We start from the raw sequence: 21,362 nt of genomic DNA on the forward strand, positions 1-21,362 counted from the left end.
GCTAAATGGAATGAGCCCGGTACAATACCGAGCTCATTATGAAGAGAATTTATAAAGTTATAATTTAACGTCCAACTTTCGGGGGGCACTTCAAAGTGACACATCTCCTTTTTGGTAGGGATATTCAGTAAATGTCCCTGTAATAGAAGATGATATAAAATCTACATAATATCATCATTTTATTATCTTATCTCTGAACACGAAGTTGCCAGAACGCTACCGCCGCCGCGGCCGCCACATTGAGCGAATCAATCCCGTGCGACATCGGGATACGGACTACGTAGTCGGCTTCGGCAATCGTTTCGTGCGGAAGCCCGTCGCCTTCGGTGCCCATCACGATGGCCAGTCGGGGTTCGGTGGCTAAGACGGGGTTATCAATAGAGATGGAATCGTCCGTGAGCGCCATGGCGGCGGTGCGGAAGCCGTAGCGCGACAAAGTGGTGAGAGGGCCATCCAGCCAAGTCCACGGCACAAAGAAAACCGAACCCATGGACACCCGGACCGCACGGCGGTTCAAAGGGTCGCAAGAGTTACGTGTCAGCAATACGGCGTCCATCCCCAGTGCCGCCGCCGAGCGGAAGATGGCGCCAATGTTGGTGGAATCTACCACGCCGTCGATGACCACAATGCGCCGGGCATCCCGGCAGATTTCTTCCACGCTCCGAAGCACGGGGCGGCGCATGGCACAGAGCACGCCGCGCGTCAGAACGTAGCCGGTGAGCGTGGCAAGCAGTTCCCTGTCGCCCGTATAGACGGGCACGTTGCCGCAACGCCTGATTATATCGGCCGCATCACCGGTGATGTGTTTCTGCTCGCACAAGAGGGCCAGAGGTTCATATCCGGCATTCAAAGCTACGTTGATGACCTTCGGGCTTTCGGCTATAAAGAGTCCCTTGTCGGGCTCAAGGCGGTTGCGCAACTGGGCTTCGGTGAGGGTGCTGAACACTTCTACTCCGGGATGCGTCAAAGAGGATATTTCAATAATAGACATTCTTTTTAAATTTCAAATATTAATTATTATCTTTCCCACTCCCTCCAACTTGTTTTCAAAGATGCGGTAAGCCTCTTCTATTTCATTCAACGGGAATCGGTGCGTGATGAGCGGGGTGGTATCAATCTTTCCCTCTTCAATGAGGCGAAGGATTTCGGCGCAATCGCAACCATCCACTCCGCCGGTCTTGAATGTCAGGTTCTTTCCGTACATGTCGGGCAGGGGAAATATCTGAGGGCGGTCGTAAAGGGCCACGATAGTGACAATGGCGTTGGGGCGGGCACACTCCCATGCCAGACGAAAAGTATCTTCGGTTCCGGCCACTTCCAGCACCACGTCCGCTCCGCCGTGGTCGCTATTTCTACGGACAAACTCTCGGCAATCTTCCGGGGCGGTCACCAGCACGTGCGGATAGTGTTGGCGGACAAAACGAATCCGTTCAGGGGATTTTTCGCAGATAATCAAGCGTTTGGGGTGTTTCAAGAGGGCGCAGAGCAAGGTGCAGATTCCCGTAGGCCCGGCGCCGATGATGAGCACCGTGTCTTCTTCGGTAATCTCCGAGATACGGGTAGCCCAAAAGCCCGTGGCAAGCACATCGCCTACAAACAAGGCCTGTTCGTCGCTCACCGTGTCCGGTATGCGGTTCAGGCCTTGGTTGGCATAGGGCACGCGCACGTATTCCGCCTGACCGCCGTCGATGCGGCATCCCAAGGCCCAACCGCCGTGGGGGTCGGTGCAATTGTTCACATAGCCGTGCCGGCAAAAGAAGCACTTGCCGCAAAAGGTCTCCACGTTCACCGTGACCCTGTCGCCGGGGCGGACGGAGGTGACGTCGGGGCCTACTTGCTCTACAATGCCCACCATTTCGTGGCCAACCGTTGTTCCGGGCACAGCGCGAGGCACGCTACCGTGCTTGATGTGCAGGTCGCTGGTGCAGATGCTACCGAGCGTCACGCGGACGATGGCGTCACGAGTGTCTTTCAGCTCGGGTTTCGGCTTCTCTATAAGTTCAAATTTTCCGTGTTCAATATAAGTATATGCTAACATAGTTTTATTCTTAATGCGAATAAGGGTTTAATTCAACTCATTACTACGCGGTTATGAATTAATTCACCACAGATTAACACAGATTTCCACAGAATTTTATTTCTCTGATTTTAAATTGATTAAACTCTGTGAGAATCTGTGTTAATCTGTGGTGGGTAAATTCATTTCTATACAGTTATGAATTATTCGTTTCAATATTTTTCCTTCCTTTCAAACTCCCCTTCTTCCGTATAATATTTCCATGTCCCTTTAGGTTGGTTTTTGGAATACTTGCCGCGGAGTTTCAATTTACCATTCTCATAATATTCGCGATAGCGCCCGTGACGCTTCCCTTCCTTCACTTCCGCTTCACTCTTCAACGCGCCCTCCGGATAGAATTCCCTCAGGACATTGCCTTCAAACTTCTCGACGTAGAAACGCTCCAGTTCGCTCATCATTTCCTTCTCGGTATCAGCTTCTTCATTCAGTATGGAGTCTTCCCCCGTTGCTTCATCTTCTTCATCGGCATCAACCGCCGTAACCGCTTGGGGGGTGTACGGACTATAATCCATCACATATCGCAGGGAGGCTGACCGGCCCTCTCCCGTAATCTGCATGGTCCAGTAGGGAAACGAATACAAAATCTCCTTATCAGCCTGCATTTGCTTCCAAGTGAGCGCATTCACCATCGGCTTCAACTGAGAGTAAAACTTCTGCACATCCGTATACAAGAAAACCGTGGAACTTGAATTCAAATACGAAAACGCTTTCTTAAATCCCGGATTGTCCTTCAACAAATTCTTCTGCTCATAATCTTCCACAAACGAGAGCAGGGATGAAGCCTTATTGCTAAACACCACATAATCGTCCACATACGTATAGTATGGCTTCTCGAATTTATCAAACAACCCTCCGAAGAACAAACGGAAGAAGCCTTTCATCTCTACATAATTGATATCGAAGCCTTTATAATCAACCGTTTTAATCCGGAGCGGGGTGCGGCGCCTGATTTTCTTTTCAATAAACTCCATGTTTTCACGGGCATCTTTCATGTTCTTAGCCCCAATAGCCAGGATAAGTTCGGGGTCATGCCCCAGCAAGCCGGGCTCAGATTGCGTGATGGCAAACTCTCCCGACATCCAACTCAGGAAATTCTCTTCCAGAGATATGCCGAACAGCCCTTCAATCTTCTTCCGTGAGCTTTCATAAGAATCATACAATTGCTTGTCATGGAGGGAAAGTGCATTTTCCAGCTCCTTCATGAAAGTCACCGGATTACTAAAGCCGATATTGGTGTAAAGGGCGGTTCGTGCGGAGAGAATTTCGTGCGCTTTCATTTTATGTTTACCCGAATTCAACAAAGCCGCCACATACGGGTCGGCGGTGTCCTTGCACAAGGTGTAGCCTTTCACCTCCATCCGGTGTCTGTCCGTATCGAAATAAAGTCCGCCAAAGCTCATGGACTTACTAAACAGATCCAAATATTCGTTCCCGGCTCCCAGATAAATAGTCATGAACTGGGGCAGATATTCGTAGTTGACAAATACCTGGACAAGTCCTTTGCCGGAAACCAACTTCCGGGCTTCCATAAAAGAATGGTCGAGCCCTATTTTAGGCGTATTGCGCGAATTGATGGCAGACTCCACCAACCAAGAGGTATAGGAACCTATAAAGTGATTGTCCACAAAGGCACAATAAAAAATATCCTGCGTATCGGGATTATGCATCTCAAGGATATTTATGCCACTATGCATGCGGTTCGTCACCTGATTACCAGCCATCACCAGCACCGTTTCAAGCTGGCTTTTCAATAAATCCAACTTGGAGGCTTTCTGCATATCCATCACAATCAGGAAATCCCAGTCGGTGGCACGCACCTTATGGATTGAAATCAGCATATCCCGCTTGCCAACCAGCGACAATAACATTTTATTACTACGGACCACCTCGTCAAGCGTCTCGACGTTCTTTGCAACCTCTTCAAAGGCTTTCGCATTCTTCAAGCATTGCCACGTGGCGCTCCTGCTGAACTTTCCCCAATCATCAATCGGAGCCGACGATTGAATGATGAATGCCGCATCTTCGGGCACCAGGTAGATTTGCTGAATGTTGCGGTCGGGCAAGATGAACACACAAAACATGGAGTACACAAAGTAGACCGCCAAGGCCAAGCCAGCCCCTACGAAAGTTCTTTTTACTATTTTCCCGGTGCTTTTCTTCTTCCCGGTCTGGCCGCCAATTTCGTTCTTCCCGGGTTCAGGTGGTAGCTCCTGAAATTGTTCTTGTTGCCCATTGACTAATTCGTCCATCCCTATCCTTTTTTCAATATGCTATTCACCACGCGCACCGAAGATACCAGTTTAGCCGTCGAAGTGAACACATCTACATTCCAGACGTGTGAGGAACGGCCTTTATGCACGATAGTCGCCACCGCTCTTACCGTGTCTCCTTCGTGAGCCGAAGAAATATGGTTTCCGCTGACTTGCATGCCGACCACTATTTCGTCCGGCTTGCAAAGTATCATCGAGCCCAGTCCGGCAACCGTCTCCGCCAGTGCCAGGCTGGCTCCTCCGTGCAGGATGCCGAAAGGTTGGCGGGTGCGTTCGTCCACGGGCATGGTGGCCTCTACCCTGTCTTCGGAAGCATAAGTATATTGTATGCCCAGATTTCCCATCAGAGCATGGCGTGCACGCTGGTTGAGTTGTTCCAGGGGTACGTCGGCGGGACGGATTTCGGCAAGGATGGCCTTCTCTACCGCCTCCGCCACTCCGTCTTCGTCATTGGATGCGGTAATCCGGTCGGCACAAACCTTTACAGAGTCTTGTGCGTTTCCCATGGCAATGCCCAGCCCGGCGGATTGTATCATGGAGACATCGCAAACTCCGTCGCCAATGGCGATGACTTCTTCCGGACTGACATCCAGTTTCTCAAGCAAAGCGCCCAGCGTATTGGATTTATCAATGGAGCAGGGCACCACTTCGAGGAAATAGGGTTCTGAGCGAAACACGTCGAGCGCTCCGTTCAATCTCCGGCGCCAGTGGTTTTCCAAGCCCACCAGCGCTTCTTCGTCATCGCTGACCAGCATGCACTTGCATGGGGCAAAGTCCACCGCTATCGAGAACTCCGTTTCCGTCACAATCTTCAGTCCATTCAGTTCTGCTTCGCGGCGTATGTGCTCATTTTCGGGTGTATCGGTGATAAGGGTGTCTTCGTGATAAGTAAAGATGGCAAATCCGTTTTTGCGGGATTTCTTTTCAAGATAAGGCAACATTTCGGGGTTTATCCGGCGCTCAAACAGGAGTTCGCCGTTTTGGGCATTGATAATCTGCCCGCCGTTATAGGAGAGGATGAAGCCTCCGTAGTTGCCCAGTTCCAGAGTTTTGGCAATAGGCATAAGGCCATACGTCGGTCTGCCGGAAGCCAGCACGATACGCACGCCCATCTGTTGCACCTTCAACAAGGCGGCCAACGTGCGCTTACTGATTTTCTTTTCACTATCAAGCAGGGTTCCGTCCACATCAAGAACTAATAATTTGTATTTCATGACTTACCGGTTTTGAGTTAATGAAACAAAGGTAAAGTTATTCGAGAGAAAACACAATAAGTGACGGGGTTTTTCTTATTTTTAGAGAATTCTTTTATACCTTTGTCACACAATCAAGTTATAACATATTCTTCACAAAAATAGAAAGCCCATGAAAACTAACAAATCCGAAATGCAAGAAATTATGGAAAGAATCGTCTCATTCACACAAGAAAGAGATTGGGATCAATTCCATAATGGAAAAGATTTAGCCTTAGCACTTTCGATAGAAGCTTCGGAACTAAATGAGGCTTTTCTTTGGAAAAATGCCCAAGAAGTCAATATTGATAAAGTAAAAGAGGAACTGGCCGATATAATGAATTATGCATTTCTTATAGCACATAAATATGATTTAGACCTTAAAGAAATCATATTGACAAAACTTGCAAAGAATGCGGAGAAATATCCAGTAGACAAGTCAAAAGGAAACGCTAAAAAATATACTGAACTATGATTGTTTACCATGCTTCTAAAAAAGGATTCATAAGAGATGTCTTCAACGGAAACATTGCAGATGAAATAGATCATGCATTTATGGCACATCTCGGAAGACATACTTCTCCAAACGAGGTGAGGTCATGGAGAAATTCAATGATGTATATGTATAAGGTCATTGATACGCCAGACATACCGGACACTTCCAGCATTGCAATTGAATACCAGATACCATTAACTTCTAAACGAGTCGATTTTATTATTTCCGGATTAGATGAGAATCAGAAAGGAAACATAGTCATCATTGAACTTAAGCAATGGGAACAGGCCAAATTATCAAGTAAGTCCGGAGTGGTTCAAACCCGGTTCCAACACGGAGAAAGCGAAGTTACCCACCCATCATATCAGGCATGGTCTTATGCTTATATGCTGACAAACTATAATGAGACAATCAGAGAACAACAAATAGAACTTTCTCCATGTGCCTTCTTGCACAATTATCAATCAGATAATATCATAGCCAATGCATGCTATCGGGAATACATTGAAAAGGCACCTGTGTTCTTTAAATCTGATGCCCAGAAGTTACAAGATTTCATTAAGAAACGCATCAAATTCGGAGCTAAAGACGATATCATCTGGCTTATTGATAAAGGGAAGTTGAGACCTTCCAAGCAATTAGCAGACACTTTACTCTCCATGCTACATGGCAATCAGGAGTTTGTGTTATTGGACGATCAAAAGATTGTTTACGAAACGGCATTAGAACTGGCACGGAATACCGCAAGCGGGAAGAAACATGTTTTAATTGTGGAAGGAGGACCCGGCACAGGTAAAAGTGTTGTGGCCGTAAATCTTCTGATACAACTGACCAAAGAAGGGTTGGTAGCCCAGTATGTATCCAAAAATGCAGCACCGAGAGATGTATACACCGTAAAACTCAGCGGTAGTTATCAAAAGAGTTTTATCAATAATTTATTTGTTGGAAGCGGGAGCTTTATAGATGCGCCGGCAAATGTTTTCGATGCTCTAATTATTGATGAAGCCCATCGGTTAAACCTTAAAAGTGGTCTATACGGCAACCTTGGCGAGAACCAGATTCTTGAAATCATACGTGCCGCTAAATTCTCTGTATTCTTTGTTGACGACAGGCAAAGAGTACATATTAAAGACATCGGTTCCAAAAAGGCTATTGAGAAAGTTGCGGAAAGTTGTGGCGCCATTGCACATTATGCCAAATTAAGTTCTCAATTCCGTTGTAACGGGTCGGACGGATACCTCAGTTGGCTGGACAACACGTTGCAAATAAAAGAGACCGCTAACATTCACCTTTCATCAGAAGATTATGATTTCAAAATTTTTTCTGACCCCAATGAATTACTCGACACAATAAAAGTAAAAAATAAAATAAACAATCGTGCAAGAGTCGTAGCGGGTTATTGCTGGGACTGGAATAGTAAAAAAGACCCTGATGCTTTTGACATAGTAATACCAGAGTTCAATTTCAAGAAAAGATGGAATCTCAGTTCTGATAAAAATCTCTGGATTATCGGGAGCAATTCGGTCAATGAAATCGGATGTATCCATACCTGCCAAGGATTAGAACTGGATTATATCGGGGTCATTGTTGGCAAAGATATGAGATATGAAAATAACAAGGTAAGCACAGATGTAACCCAGCGTTCCAAACATGACCAATCTGTAAAAGGTTTCAAGTCTCTGCTAAAAGAAAATAAGAAACAGGCTTTACAAGATGCTGATGAGATTATAAAAAACACTTATAGAACCTTAATGACAAGAGGTATGAAAGGTTGCTACGTGTATTTTTGCGATTCTGCGTTATCCCAACATTTCATGAACCAACTACAACCTCTGCATGAAGAGAGGAAAGAAATACGCATAGAACCGGAAATTAATGATGACGTCAAGTATATAGATTTCCTTCCTCTTTATTCCATAAAAGCAGCCTGCGGCTATTTTGGAGAAGGGGAAATTGTAGATGAACTTGGCTGGATAAGAGTGGAAGGCATAGGGAAGCTGAACCGAAATATGTATATAGTGCAGGCCACAGGGCATTCTATGGAACCAATCATAAATGATGGGGACTACTGTGTCTTCAGAGCTAACCCCGCAGGTAGTCGGCAAGGCAAAATAGTACTGGCACAACATTACAACTTTTATGATGCTGACTATACAGGAGGCTATTCGATCAAAACATACCATAGTAAAAAGAAACAAGAAGGGCCAGAAAATTGGACACACGAAGAAATTGTACTTGAACCCAAAAATGCTAATTATAACCCTATAATCATCAATGAAGAAAACTCTGAAGAATTCAGAATTGTCGGTGAATTCGTTGGAACAATAAAACCTTGAGTATTGCTAAAATCAAGTTTAAGCTAAATCAATCAAAATATTAAGAAGCCGCACTTCAGCAAACAAAATTTTATCCATACCTTTACAGAGTTCTAATGCGCATATACATACTAAATAGGATTTTGATATGAAGAAACTGATTAGCATGCATTTTATAGGGATATTGGCATTAGCCATATTGTGTAGCGGATGTAGCACCAACCGCATGGCGGCGGGTGACCCGGGCGCCGTATTGGCGGGAGCCGCCATCGGAGGCAATGTAGGAGGCGCCATCGGCGGGCTGATAGGCGAGAACAACCGAGGATGGAGAGGAGGTTACCGTGGTTCTGCCATCGGCACTATTGTGGGAACCATTGCCGGAGCCGCCATTGCCAATGCCGCCACCGCCCCCAAACAAACGGAAGAATACAGCTACCGGGTAGAGAGAACCCAGCCCACCTATAATTCCCGACCGGAAGCGCGCCCCTCCGCCATCAACAACCTGAAGATACGCAATATACGTTTCATTGACGATAGCCGCGACCACGTAATCAATGCGGGTGAGAATTGCAAAGTCATCTTCGAAATTATGAACGAGGGAAACAGGACCGCCTTCAACGTGGTGCCGGTAGTGGCGGAAGTCACGGGCATGAAGCACGTCTATATCTCGCCATCCGTCATGATAGAACAAATCGCTCCCCGCGAAGGCGTGAAATACACCGCCAGCATCAGCGCCGGAGAACGGATAAAGACGGGAGAAGTCATCTTCCGCATTGCCGTAGCCGACGAAAACGGAGAGGAATATGACTGGCAAGAGTTTTCATTGCCCACCCAACGATGAACAATCTCTAATTAAAACAATAAAATCATGGCCGACAACTATTTAGAAAAGCAATACGAAGCATACGAAGCAAGAAAAGCCGCTTGGGAAAAAGAACGCAAATACGGGAAGAAGCCCTCCCCTGCCAAGCGCCCGAAAACGGAGGAAAAGTCAAAAGGGAGTGAAGAAACACCCCCTATCACGTCCCATCCGGAAAGTACTATTTAAATCCCGGAGGCGGCAAATGCATTCCCGCCATTGTCAATCCATTTTCCTTGGCATACCGGAGGAAGTGTTTACGTGACTTCACCGCCGCATCCTTATCCATATCGTAGGAGGCACAGATTTCGGGATGTTCCAATTGAAGAGCGGCTCCGTGAATCAAATCGGCTATCACCAATAGCTTGCCCGCCTGGTACACCGTATGGCCGGGAGTGTGCCCTTCCGCATTCATGGTAACCACATTCCCCGGCAAGGTTTCACCAAATTCAAACAGGTGTAAACGATCCTTATAAGCGTTCATGGTCTTCACCACTTGCGCATTCCTATCGGAAGGCATCTTGAGCCAGGCATCATACTCCACTTTCGATGCATACACCTCGGCATTAGGGAAGACAATGCTATCTCCCTTCATCATCCCTCCGATGTGGTCACCGTGGAAGTGGGTGAGATACAGATACTTGATATCAGCGGGGGTTACTCCCAAAGAGGCCAACCCCGACAATAAACGGCTATCCGGTGCTCCCATTCCCGTATCAAACAAAATCCGGACACCATCCGTTTCTACCAGAAAAGTGCTCATGGACGAAGGTATCCCATCCGCCAACTTCAAGCTATCTATCAGCTCATCACTGGCATCGGCGAAAAGCGTCCTCTCCATAAGACGCTCTTTTGCATTATCCTGTATCCAGGTGACCTTCACTCCATCCAGTTGTAAGGTTTTCAAACCGTCACATGCCATAGTTGTACTATCCATACTTACTTCCTCATTAGTTTGTTTCTTTGCACCGCCGCCACAACCTACCAGCAACAATGCAATTGATGCAACAACCCAATATTTCCATGTTTTGTTCTTCATTGGTCTACTAATTTTTTAGTTCATGAATAATAGTTTTGATTATGCCGACTCGGCACAAGGATGCGTAAACCAGAAACGGCTACCGACGCCTACCTCAGACTCAAGCCCGATAGTGCCGCCAAGATGCTCGATAATACTCCGGCAGATGGATAATCCCAGACCGGTGCCTTTGGAAAAAGTATTAAGTTTCACAAAGCGGTCGAACACCTGCCCCACCGCATCCGGAGCAATACCGATGCCCGTATCTGTTACGGAGAATTCTATCTCATTGGTATCCTCCTTAAAGTGATACTCAAGAGTGATTTGCCCTTCGCTCGTAAACTTAAGGGCGTTATTGATAAAGTTGGTGACAACCTGCATCAAACGCTTCTTATCTGTATAAATACGATAATCGGGCAAATTAGAAGCCAGCAATACGGGCACGGGTTTATCTTCCTTGATTTCATAACCGCGAAGTATGTCTTCACAAAAGTCTTTGATGTTCAGATACCCCATATTGAAGTCGAGCGTCCCCGCCTCTATCTTCGACAAATCCAGAATATCGGATATCAATTGCAAGAGCAACTCTGTGTTCTCCTGCATGATTTCAATATACCCCTGACGTTCTTTCTTGTCATCTTCCTCAACGAGCATACTTGCAAAACCGACAATCGCATTCAACGGAGTACGGATTTCATGACTCATATTGGCCAGGAAAGCCGACTTCAGGCGGTCCAGATTCTCCGCCTTCTCCTTGGCTATCCTTAATTCTTCTTCTATCTTTTTCTGATGGTCGATGTCGACACTGGTGATGACGTGCGCCATTTGTCCGTCTATCCAGGGGAATGCGGCACTGAACACGCGAAACCAGCATTTGTCGAACGGGCGTTGATAGTCCCAGGAGTAAACCCTGGTGGGCTGGCCATTTTCATCAATCAAGTGCCTTTTAGGGCAGAACTCACACTCGCCCGTTTTATCGGTGTAGAGCGCTTGCCAGCATTTCTTCCCTTCGAAATGCCTGATGCCGCCATACGGGGCGGCCATAGACGCATTGGCATATAGCATGTCATGAGAATCGAAAGAGTTCACATAAATGTCCACTCCCATATTGTTCATAATGCTACCCAGCGTGTTGCTTGCCCGCACTTCTCTTTCCTTATATTCCCTGACCGCTATCTCCTTGGAGAGCGAGCCCAATATCAGATGAATCATCTGGAGCTCGTCTTCCGCGAAAGGTATCGAGGCTTCTTCCCTATCCGCAAACCCGATAAATCCGATAATCTTGCCTTCGGAATCTTCGAATTGCCTGATTAGCAAAGAATCCACTCCATAAAAATCCAAAATATCCATATCGGACAAAGATATATTCCCACCCTTACGTGTATAAAAGGGTTTCTTTCCAGCCTCTATACGATCAGAATGTTGTGTGGTCATCTCTCCCATTTCAAAACGAGACCTCAGGGTGCCACCTTCATTTCCGATGGTTTCCTTCAAAAAGAAATAGCGAAAGCCATCCGTTTGATAAACAAACCCTTTCTTGAATCCATAGTAATTACAAATGTCTATCAACGACTTCGTGATTTTCCTTTCAATAGATTCATGGCCATTCAACCGTTCTAAAAACTGAAGTAGAAATACACTTAAACTTTCCTTGCTTTTGGTCATATAGTCTTTAGTTCCTTAAGTTTAGACTACTCGGAACGAATTCTCGTTTTTTCCTCCAAGCATTCAAGCCGCTAATATACAAACTTTTAAAGACAATAGAGCATTTTTTACCAAGTTTTTAAATATTAAATATTTTCCTTTTCACACAAAGCAAGATAAAGGGAAGCCTATTTTATTTTACAAGTACTTCAAAAGCATATACAACTTTCAATCATAGTTTTCGTAGCGCGAACGCAACTTTGCCGGACTTTTGGATGACGGCTCCGGCTTCCCGGAACCCGACTTCTTTTGCCCGGATTGCTGGACAGGTCGAGGTCTTTCGGGACGGTTATTATTCCGCTTGGGCTTTTCGGCAGATACCACCGCCTTTTGAGTGCTTCCGGTTGGTTCGACCGGTCTCTTTCTGTCCTCCCGCCTCCTATTGTTCTGAGGTCTTCCTCCCTGAGTGCGGCTTTGCGATTTCGATGCAATGTTTTGGGTAGAAGAAGTAGTAGGAGAAGCGGCAGGCTCTCCCAAAGAAGGCAAATTGTGCTTTTGTTGCACCAGCTTTATACCCGTAAGTTTCTCTATTTCACGTAGCATGGGGGCTTCTTCGCTTGAGCAAAAAGCAATGGCACGTCCTTCGCAACCCGCACGTCCGGTACGTCCGATACGGTGCACGTAGGTCTCCGGAACATCAGGCAAATCAAAATTGAGAACCAGGTCCAGCCCTTTTATGTCGATACCGCGTGCGGCAATATCCGTAGCAATAATCACATTGGAGCGCCCTTCCTTAAAGTTGCTCAACGCACGTTGGCGGGCATTTTGTGACTTGTCTCCATGTATGCTTTCGCAAGCAATGCCACGACGAGACAGGTAGCGGGCAATGTTATCCGCCCCATGCTTGGTACGGGAGAAAACCAGCACCTGATGGCCTGCCTCTCCGAGCAACAATTGAGCCAACAATTCTTTCTTCTGAGGTTTCTCTACCCGGTAGACGGACTGGCTGATAATCTCCACAACACTGGATGCCGGAGTTACTTCCACACGCGCTGGATTGTGCAACAAACTCTTGGCAAGACGGTCGATACTATCGGGCATGGTGGCCGAGAAGAAAAGGGTTTGCTTCTTGGGCGGGAGCTTGGGCAAGAGGCGTTTGACGTCATGGATAAATCCCATGTCGAGCATACGGTCGGCCTCATCAAGAACGAAGTGGCGAACATCGTCGAGGCGGATAAAGCCTTGCGACATCAGGTCGAGCAAACGTCCGGGAGTAGCCGTCAGGATGTCCGTCCCGGCACGAAGCTCATCGGTTTGAGACTTTTGTTTCACTCCGCCGAAGATAACCGTGTGGCGCAAGGTCGTATAGCGTGTATAGTCCGCCAACGATTCATCAATCTGAATCGCCAACTCCCGGGTTGGGGTCAGGATAAGCGCACGGATGCTACGCGGAGCACCTTTGCGTTGGGGCATAGGGGCGGCAAGCAATTGCTCGATGATGGGTACGGCGAAAGCGGCGGTTTTGCCGGTTCCGGTTTGCGCCAGTCCCAACAAATCACGCCCGGTCAGGGCTTCGGGTATAGCTTGTTCTTGGATAAGTGTAGGGGTAGAATAGTTTTTTTCGAGGAGCGCACGGCACACCGGCTCCGAAATATTCATCTGTTTAAATGTCATCATTTCTTTTTATTACGGCACAAAGGTACGATTTTACAGGGAATTATCACTATATTTGCATGAAAAAGGAATCATGAGAGTACATCACATCGCTATCTGGACCTTCCGCCTGGAGGAATTAAGGAACTTCTATATCCGGTATTTTAGCGGAAAGAGCAACGAAAAATATATCAACCTTAAGAAAGGTTTCGAATCATACTTCATCTACTTTGATGAAGGTCCGTCATTAGAATTAATGAGCCGCACGGACGTGCAAAACACTCTGATAGAAGAAAACAGGTTAGGGCTCACCCACTTCGCCCTTGCCTTTCAAAGCAAAGAAGATGTACTCAAGACTACTGAACAACTCCGGGCAGACGGTTATACCATAGCCGGAGAACCGCGCACTTCAGGCGATGGTTATTTCGAAAGCGTCATACTTGATCCTGACGGAAACCGCGTAGAATGTGTCTATCGGAAAGAAGAAACTTCGGAAGAACCCGACGCCCCAATTGAAACGGAACGGTTGCTACTACGCCCCTTCGTGGAGAGCGATGCAGAGGCCCTCTTTGCCTGTTGCCGAAACCCCAACATAGGAAACAATGCGGGTTGGCAACCTCACGCAAGCCTGGAGGAATCACGGGAAGTACTTCGTTCCGTATTCTTATCCCAGAAAGGGGTATGGGCCATTACCCTGAAAGACAACGGGCAATTGATTGGCTCCATCGGCATCATCGCCGACCCCAGACGCGAAAACCCGCAAGTACGTATGCTGGGATATTGGCTCGACGAGGCTCAATGGGGAAAAGGCTATATGACGGAGGCGGTAAAAGCGGTACTAAACTACGGTTTCGGCACGCTAAAACTAAGTCTTATCACCGCTAACTGTTACCCCCATAACGAGCGCTCTCAACAAGTATTGAAACGCCAGGGCTTTGTGCATGAGGGTACGCTTCATCAGGCCGAAGTGACTTATGACGGACATGTATATGACCATCAATGCTATTACCTGACAAATCCGAAACATCAAAAATGAGTCTATAAAAGGGAAAAATAAGATTTACATTCATATAGTCTTTTTTTAAGACATCATAAATTCAGCGTTACGATACAAACGAAGTTAATTCTCACATTTTTATCCATTTGTGTGGGAATTCAAAATAATCGTGTAACTTTGCGAATGAGATTTTCTTTAGAATCTCCACTGGTAACGGATATAGGCGCGTGCTTTTATGACAAATAATATAGTTCAAAAAAATGACTCTATGAAAAAACGATATCGGATACTCAAAAGGGTATCTGTCATTTTAATTCTCCTTGCTCTATTTACAAAGATGCATGCGCAAAAAGTGCAATATACCCAATACCACCACATCCTCACACACTCTTACGAACAGTTGTTACCCGTTTACAAGAACCTTAATAAGATTCTGAATACAGAAATCAATGCAGAAGAGACTTCGCAGGAGGACTACACCATAATCAAAATACCTTTCCGCATCGAGCATCACAAAACTCTACTTATCGGTATTTTTACCCTGGGCGCCTTTGCCATTTGTTTTTTCATCCTATATCCGTTGTTCCTCTATTTCAGGGAGTCAAAACGGAAACGTGCCACCCAAAGGGAATTAATCAGGGAAAAGGAATTGCTATCATTATCACTTGAAAAGAGCGATATCTATGCCTGGAAATATGTGGAATCCACCAACACCTTCTCATGCGATAAAGAATTCTTTGAGCATCTGGACATGCCTTTCCGCACGTTCACTCTACAAGAGATGACCGAGGCCATACACCCGGAAGACCGAACGGATGTGCTGACCACCTTCTTCCGGGTAAAGAGCCAGGAAGATTCAAAAGCACATACTCAATGCCGGTGCAACTTCAATGGCAAAGGGTACATCTGGTACGAACTTCGCTATGTCAACCCCACGAAAGCCATGGCAGAAACCGCCTCCATCATAGGGTTGGTGACCAATGTGCAACACTTCAAAGATAAAGAAGAAGAGTTGATGAAAGCCAAAGACCTGGCGATAGAGGCAGAGCTTAAGCAATCATTCCTCGCCAATATGAGCCATGAGATACGCACACCGCTCAATGCAATCGTAGGCTTCTCCAACCTGTTGGTCAGTGAAGATGACTTGTCCGATGACGAGAAAGCGGACTTTATAAATACCATCAATAGCAATTGCGAACTTCTTCTAAAACTCATAAACGACATATTGGAATTATCCCGTATCGAATCCGGCAAAATGGCTTTCTCCTTTTCAACTTGCAACCTGAATAGCTGGATTGACAATATGTACATGACTCATTCCTTATTGATACCCAAGGAGATTGAGTTCATAAAAGAAGTGCCCGATGCCACCTTCTTCATCCATACGGACGTGAACCGGCTTAGTCAGATCATTACCAATTTCCTGAACAATGCTGCCAAATTCACCAAGTCGGGATTCATAAAACTGGGATATGAGATAGACTTCTCGAACTATGAAATTTCCATCTATGTGGAAGATACCGGAAAAGGCATTCCGAAAGAAGAACAGCGGATGATATTCGAACGTTTCTACAAGCAAGACGAATTTGTTCAGGGCACCGGCCTGGGGCTTTCCATAAGCATGGTCATAGCTGAAAAACTGGGTGGAAAAATCTCCGTTAGCTCCGAGGCCGGAAAGGGAAGCCGATTCACCTTCACCCTACCCTATCATAATGAGAGTGAAGAACTTTTCTCCGTGGGATAATATATAATCAGAAAGCACGGCACCATGATACGCTTATTATAAGAAATGAGTATCTTTGCGCCATTATGTTGCACCGTTTCAAGACTTCCATAGCAAATATTCCACTTCCGGAAAGGTTTACTTATCCTTTCTGCTACACTCCCCATCCATTATGCGTGATGGCGGCGGAAGAGGTGCAACACTATCTCAACCGGCAACATGAATGGAAAGAAGAACTAAGTCGGGGGAAAATGTTCGGAGTGCTGGTGGTGCAGACCGGAAATGGGGAGATTGGTTACCTGGCCGCGTTTTCGGGCATATTGGCGGGGAAGAACCAACACTCCTACTTCGTTCCGCCCGTATATGACTTGTTGCAACCGCAAGGTTTCTTTAAAGTCGAAGAGGAAAATATCTCCGCCATCAACCGGCGCATCAAGCAATTGGAAGAGGACAAGGAATACACTTCTTTGTTGTCCGAGCTCACCCGGACCCACCAACAAGCCCGGGAAGCACTGGACATAGCCAAACAACAATTAAAAGAAGCGAAAGAGAAAAGAGAATTGCGTAGAAAGGAAGCCGGACTCACTACCGAAGAAGAAGCTGGTCTGATACGCGAAAGCCAATTTCAAAAAGCGGAATACAAACGGCTGGAACGTTCCTGGAAAGAAAAGATAGCCGCTTTGCAAGTGGAAATCAATAACCGGGAAGAACAAATTCAAGAGTTGAAGGTGGAACGCAAAAGCCGTTCCGCCGCCCTGCAACAACAATTATTCGGGCAATTCAGAATGTTGAACTACCGGAAGGAGGTGAAAACCTTGTGTGATATATTCAGCCAAACCGTGCACAAAACTCCTCCCGCCGGTGCCGGAGAATGTGCCGCCCCCAAATTGTTGCAACAAGCCTATCTGCATGGCTGGAAACCCATTGCTATGGCAGAGTTCTGGTGGGGCAACTCTCCCAAAGCCGAAATCCGCCATCATGGTTATTATTATCCCGCTTGTAAAGGTAAGTGCGAGCCTATCTTGCAACACATGCTTCAAGGGTTGGAAGTAGAAGAAAATCCTATGCTACAACTTCCGGAACAGGGCTACGGGAAATTAAAAATAGTCTATGAGGACAAATGGTTATTGGTAGTCAACAAGCCTTCCGGAATGCTCTCCGTGCCCGGTAAGGGTGAAAAGGAGTCCGTATATAGTCTGGCAAGGCAACTCTATCCGGAAGCCGACGGGCCGATGATTGTGCACCGGCTGGACATGGCTACATCGGGACTTTTAATCGTTGCCAAGAATAAAAAGGTGCATCAACACCTGCAAGCCCAGTTCAAGAATCACACCATCCGAAAGATGTATATAGCCCTGCTCGACGGCATCATTCCCCAAGACGAGGGAACCATCGAGCTTCCCATTTGCCCGGATCCGCTGGATCGTCCCCGGCAGGTGGTAGACATGGAGTATGGCAAACCCGCCATCACTCATTATCAGGTTCTTGAGCGGAGGGACAAATGCACACGCATAGCTTTTCATCCGCATACAGGGCGCACTCATCAGCTCCGTGTACATGCCGCACATCCGTCAGGTCTGCATTGTCCTATCATAGGTGACGAGCTTTACGGGAGAAAGGATAAACGCCTCTATCTGCATGCCGAGTCCATCGAATTTACCCATCCCGCCGACGGACGGATCATCCGTATCACGGAAAAGGCTGACTTCTGATGATTGCTTCTTCTCTTTTTCTCCTTCACAAGAGAGAGTCAAAAAGCCTATATAAACTGACAAATAGCTTAGGAATTGAGCCTTTTCATTCCCATCATATCCGGATTTTAATCCCTATTTTTGCAAACGGATAAATCTATCCGATCAAGCACTATTAACCAACTAATGATTAAAACCATGAAATTCGTAACTTTAGCATGTAGTTTACTTTTCTGCCTGTCCTCTTTCGCACAAGAGAATTTTCCTGACGGAACTCCTATTCCCGACTGGTTCAGACAAAACGAAATCGTAAATATTGAAACACTGGGTGACAAGTACAAGATTACAGATTATAGCGTTGTAAATGATAGCACCCTGATTCAAACAGAAAAGATTCAGGCCGTCATCGATCAGGCTTCATCCAAAGGAGGTGGCGTGGTCATCATTCCGAAAGGTACTTACCTGAGCGGTGCGCTTTTCTTCAAACCGAAAACCCATCTTTATCTGGAAGAAGGAGCCGTACTGAAAGGTAGCGATGATATCAGCAACTTCCCTATAATCAATACCCGCATAGAAGGGCAATCACTGAAGTATTTCGCCGCACTGGTGAATGCTGACGGAGTCAATGGTTTCACCATCTCCGGCAAAGGCACAATCAACGGTAACGGTCTGCGCTATTGGAAATCTTTCTGGTTGCGCCGTTCCGTCATTCCTAAATGTACCAATATGGATGAGTTGCGTCCGCGCCTAGTACACATTTCCAATAGCAATGATGTACAGATTTCAGGAGTACGTCTCATCAATTCTCCGTTCTGGACAACGCATATTTATAAATGTAATAATGTGAAATTGCTGAATTTATACATCTTCTCTCCGGCAGCTCCGGTCAAGGCTCCCAGCACGGACGCTATTGATATTGATGTATGTAGCAATGTATTGGTTAAGAATTGCTATCTCTCGGTTAACGATGATGCCATTGCTCTGAAAGGTGGAAAAGGCCCGTGGGCTGATAAGGATTCCAACAACGGAAGTAACACTAACATTATTATAGAAGATTGTACGTATGGTTTCTGCCATAGTGCATTGACTTGTGGTAGCGAATCTATTCATAACCGCAATATTATCCTCCGTCGTTGCACAATCAATCAGGCAAGCCGCTTGCTATGGTTGAAAATGCGTGCCGACACTCCTCAGAATTACGAGTATATCCTTGTTGAAGACATCAAAGGAAATGCCAAGAGCTTCCTCTACGTCAAGCCGTGGACACAATTCTTTGACCTCAAAGACCGGAAGGATGTTCCGATGTCCTACTCAGACCACGTGACGATGCGTAATATTGACTTCGATTGTGATGTATTCTTCAACGTAAGTGCATCCGAACAATACAAATTGTCGAATTTCAAGTTCGAGAATCTGAATATCAAGGCGAAGAATGGAGATTGCGATAAGTCAGTGATCTCATCGTTTGAATGGGATAATGTGAAGGTGAATCAATAAAATTAAGAAATAGCTATAGACAATAATTCCTGCAAAGTTTCCGAGAGAATCGAATTTTGCAGGAATTATTGTTTTTATATAGCATACAAATAACTATTCAAAGCTACGCAACAACTTTATTTCTTCCGCCCAGAGCGTTTCATCCGGTGTTTCCAGAATGACAGGCATGTTGTCGAAACGTTCGTCTTTCATAAAACGCTTGAAGAAATCAATTCCCAACAAGCCTTTCCCGATGCTATCATGGCGGTCTACATGGCTACCCAACGCTTTCTTCGTATCATTCAAATGAATGCCCCGCAAATAATTGAAGCCAACTACCTCGTCGAACTCACGGAACACTTTATCATATTCCCCTACAATATCATAACCTGCCGAATAGGTGTGGCAAGTATCCAGGCATACCCCTACACGTGATTTATCTTCTACCCGGTCGATGATATGCTTCAATTGCCAAAACTCATTGCCTACATTGCTACCCTGCCCTGCCGTATTTTCAATAACGGCCGTTACCCCTTTCGTTTTATTCAATGTAATGTTGATGGACTCGGCAACCTTATCCAGACATTCCTCCACCGAAATCTTATTAAGATGGCTTCCCGGATGGAAGTTCAGGAGTTGCAAACCTAATTGCTCACAACGTTGCATCTCATCCAGAAATGCGGCACGGCTTTTCTCCAATCCTTCTTCTTCCGGATGCCCCAGATTAATCAGATAGCTATCATGAGGCAGGATATAGCGGGCATCAAAAGAGAATTTCTCACAATTGCCCTTGAACTCGCGGATGCTTTCCTCCGTCAACGGTTTGGCCACCCATTGCCGTTGATTCTTTGTGAACAAGGCGAATGCATTCGCACCTATCTCATGGGCATTAACGGGAGCTATTTCTACTCCACCACTTGCACTCACGTGCGCTCCAATATATTTTTTCATATCTGTTCTTTATATGATGATTAAAAACGGAAGCAAGATAGAGAAAAATCCGAAGATGGCAAAATCAATTTAGAGTGCACACGTCCCTTCTCCGGCATAATCCTTTCCTGTTTTTCCATTATATTCGGGATGCCTTTCCAGCCAAACCACGGCATAAGAGCAGGTTGCCACCGGCACCAATCCATTAGCCAAAGCATAGTCATAGGCCGCCTTTACCAAAGCAGAAGCAATGCCTCTCCCGCTGATTTCATCGGGAACAATCGTATGGCGCACATCCAGCGCACCATCAGTGACATGATACATCAGACGGGCAGTTTCCCCATCCACCGTTGTCTGAAAAACTTTTTTCTCGGGATAATGTTCTATATTCATAATCTGTTTCTTTTATTGGGTGAATAAATTAAATAACAAGACTCTCTATATTAAATAACAGATTTCAGTAACTTTGTATCGAACACTTCTAAAAAAAATCTTATGGACAATCATCTTCTCTCTCACGCCATCGCCCTCGCCACCGAGGCTCATAAAGGACAAAAAGATAAATACGGACAGGAGTACCTGCACCACCCCATCCGCGTCATGAATATGGGACGTGACCTGAAAGAAAAGATTGTCGGCATCCTCCACGATGTGGTGGAAGACACGGAATGGACGTGCGAAGACCTGAAGAAAGAAGGTTTCCCGGATGAAATCATCGAAGCCGTGCGGTGCGTCACCAAGCTATCCGATGAAGAAGACTACGAGGAATACATCGGAAGATGCGCCACCAATCCCCTCGCTATTGCCGTTAAGATTCACGACCTGACGGATAATATGGACGTCCGTCGTATGCCCTGCATAGGGGAAAAAGAAATCAGCAGATTGAAGAAATACCTGAAAGCCTATCACCGCCTGATGCCTTTCTATATGAATCATTGATAATATATGCGTTCGTTTTTCATGAAATAGTTACCTTTGCGG

The 21,362-nt window shown here is 46.1% G+C and carries 18 protein-coding genes; 9 read left to right on the top strand and 9 right to left on the bottom strand.

The genetic code is table 11. From position 1 onward, the window contains the following. Positions 1 to 187: 187 nt before the first annotated feature. From BUC01_RS19860 to BUC01_RS19875, 4 genes are all read right to left on the bottom strand, one after another. Complete coding sequence (locus BUC01_RS19860) at positions 188 to 991, bottom strand: TrmH family RNA methyltransferase (protein ID WP_025832841.1); 804 nt, start codon at positions 989 to 991, stop codon at positions 188 to 190. 12 nt (positions 992 to 1,003) lie between these two features. Further along, entirely contained in the window at positions 1,004 to 2,038 is a 1,035-nt protein-coding gene (locus tag BUC01_RS19865) for an alcohol dehydrogenase (protein WP_025832842.1), read from the bottom strand. Positions 2,039 to 2,229: 191 nt separating this feature from the next. Then, positions 2,230 to 4,326 carry a toxin-antitoxin system YwqK family antitoxin gene (locus BUC01_RS19870; protein WP_025832843.1) on the bottom strand — a complete coding sequence of 699 codons (2,097 nt, stop codon included), beginning with the start codon at positions 4,324 to 4,326 and terminating at the stop codon, positions 2,230 to 2,232. A gap of 2 nt (positions 4,327 to 4,328) precedes the next feature. Beyond that, entirely contained in the window at positions 4,329 to 5,561 is a 1,233-nt protein-coding gene (locus BUC01_RS19875) for a Cof-type HAD-IIB family hydrolase (RefSeq protein WP_025832845.1), read from the bottom strand. A 151-nt stretch (positions 5,562 to 5,712) separates the two neighbouring features. On the opposite strand from BUC01_RS19875, the gene BUC01_RS19880 reads away from it, so the two are divergent. From BUC01_RS19880 to BUC01_RS19895, 4 genes are all read left to right on the top strand, one after another. After that, the gene (locus tag BUC01_RS19880; protein ID WP_025832847.1) at positions 5,713 to 6,054 is read left to right on the top strand and encodes a nucleotide pyrophosphohydrolase; all 342 of its coding nucleotides are present in this window, start codon (positions 5,713 to 5,715) and stop codon (positions 6,052 to 6,054) included. Then, entirely contained in the window at positions 6,051 to 8,411 is a 2,361-nt protein-coding gene (locus tag BUC01_RS19885) for a DNA/RNA helicase domain-containing protein (RefSeq protein ID WP_073314628.1), read from the top strand. The genes BUC01_RS19880 and BUC01_RS19885 overlap by 4 nt, the downstream gene beginning before the upstream one ends. Before the next feature lie 127 nt (positions 8,412 to 8,538). After that, on the top strand, positions 8,539 to 9,231 hold the full coding sequence (locus tag BUC01_RS19890) for a COG1361 family protein (protein WP_025832849.1): 693 nt from the start codon (positions 8,539 to 8,541) through the stop codon (positions 9,229 to 9,231). A gap of 27 nt (positions 9,232 to 9,258) precedes the next feature. After that, entirely contained in the window at positions 9,259 to 9,438 is a 180-nt protein-coding gene (locus BUC01_RS19895; protein WP_007665972.1) for a hypothetical protein, read from the top strand. On the opposite strand, the gene BUC01_RS19900 is transcribed toward BUC01_RS19895, so the two are convergent. The 3 genes from BUC01_RS19900 to BUC01_RS19910 form a co-directional block, all read right to left on the bottom strand. Next, positions 9,431 to 10,288 (bottom strand): MBL fold metallo-hydrolase, encoded by an 858-nt coding sequence (locus BUC01_RS19900; protein ID WP_073314630.1) that lies wholly within the window; start codon positions 10,286 to 10,288, stop codon positions 9,431 to 9,433. The genes BUC01_RS19895 and BUC01_RS19900 overlap by 8 nt on opposite strands. Positions 10,289 to 10,327: 39 nt before the next feature. Further along, complete coding sequence (locus BUC01_RS19905; RefSeq protein WP_007665975.1) at positions 10,328 to 11,932, bottom strand: sensor histidine kinase; 1,605 nt, start codon at positions 11,930 to 11,932, stop codon at positions 10,328 to 10,330. Positions 11,933 to 12,139: 207 nt separating this feature from the next. Continuing rightward, positions 12,140 to 13,585, bottom strand: a complete 1,446-nt coding sequence (locus BUC01_RS19910) for a DEAD/DEAH box helicase (protein WP_025832855.1) — start codon at positions 13,583 to 13,585, stop codon at positions 12,140 to 12,142. A gap of 73 nt (positions 13,586 to 13,658) precedes the next feature. On the opposite strand from BUC01_RS19910, the gene BUC01_RS19915 reads away from it, so the two are divergent. The 4 genes from BUC01_RS19915 to BUC01_RS19930 all read left to right on the top strand — a co-directional run bounded on the left by BUC01_RS19915 (position 13,659) and on the right by BUC01_RS19930 (position 19,472). Continuing rightward, positions 13,659 to 14,600: a VOC family protein gene (locus tag BUC01_RS19915; RefSeq protein WP_025832857.1), complete on the top strand. Its 942-nt coding sequence runs from the start codon at positions 13,659 to 13,661 to the stop codon at positions 14,598 to 14,600. A 229-nt stretch (positions 14,601 to 14,829) separates the two neighbouring features. Further along, entirely contained in the window at positions 14,830 to 16,305 is a 1,476-nt protein-coding gene (locus BUC01_RS19920; RefSeq protein WP_025832859.1) for a sensor histidine kinase, read from the top strand. A gap of 65 nt (positions 16,306 to 16,370) precedes the next feature. Further along, entirely contained in the window at positions 16,371 to 17,996 is a 1,626-nt protein-coding gene (locus BUC01_RS19925; protein WP_025832861.1) for an RluA family pseudouridine synthase, read from the top strand. 177 nt (positions 17,997 to 18,173) lie between these two features. Then, complete coding sequence (locus tag BUC01_RS19930; protein ID WP_021967811.1) at positions 18,174 to 19,472, top strand: rhamnogalacturonidase; 1,299 nt, start codon at positions 18,174 to 18,176, stop codon at positions 19,470 to 19,472. A gap of 93 nt (positions 19,473 to 19,565) precedes the next feature. Here the strand turns inward: BUC01_RS19930 and nfo are convergent, their stop codons facing one another. Both nfo and BUC01_RS19940 read right to left on the bottom strand, forming a co-directional pair. Then, positions 19,566 to 20,402, bottom strand: coding sequence for a deoxyribonuclease IV (gene nfo, locus BUC01_RS19935; protein WP_025832864.1), 837 nt, complete (start codon positions 20,400 to 20,402; stop codon positions 19,566 to 19,568). A gap of 69 nt (positions 20,403 to 20,471) precedes the next feature. Continuing rightward, a complete protein-coding gene (locus BUC01_RS19940) occupies positions 20,472 to 20,774 on the bottom strand; it encodes a GNAT family N-acetyltransferase (protein ID WP_021967813.1) in 303 nt (100 codons plus the stop codon). A gap of 102 nt (positions 20,775 to 20,876) precedes the next feature. Between BUC01_RS19940 and BUC01_RS19945 the strand changes: the two genes are divergently transcribed. Then, positions 20,877 to 21,320, top strand: a complete 444-nt coding sequence (locus BUC01_RS19945; protein ID WP_009128806.1) for an HD domain-containing protein — start codon at positions 20,877 to 20,879, stop codon at positions 21,318 to 21,320. The last annotated feature ends 42 nt before the right edge of the window (positions 21,321 to 21,362 follow it).

The sequence above is a fragment of the Bacteroides stercorirosoris genome, assembly GCF_900142015.1.
Taxonomy (GTDB): Bacteria; Bacteroidota; Bacteroidia; order Bacteroidales; family Bacteroidaceae; genus Bacteroides; species Bacteroides stercorirosoris.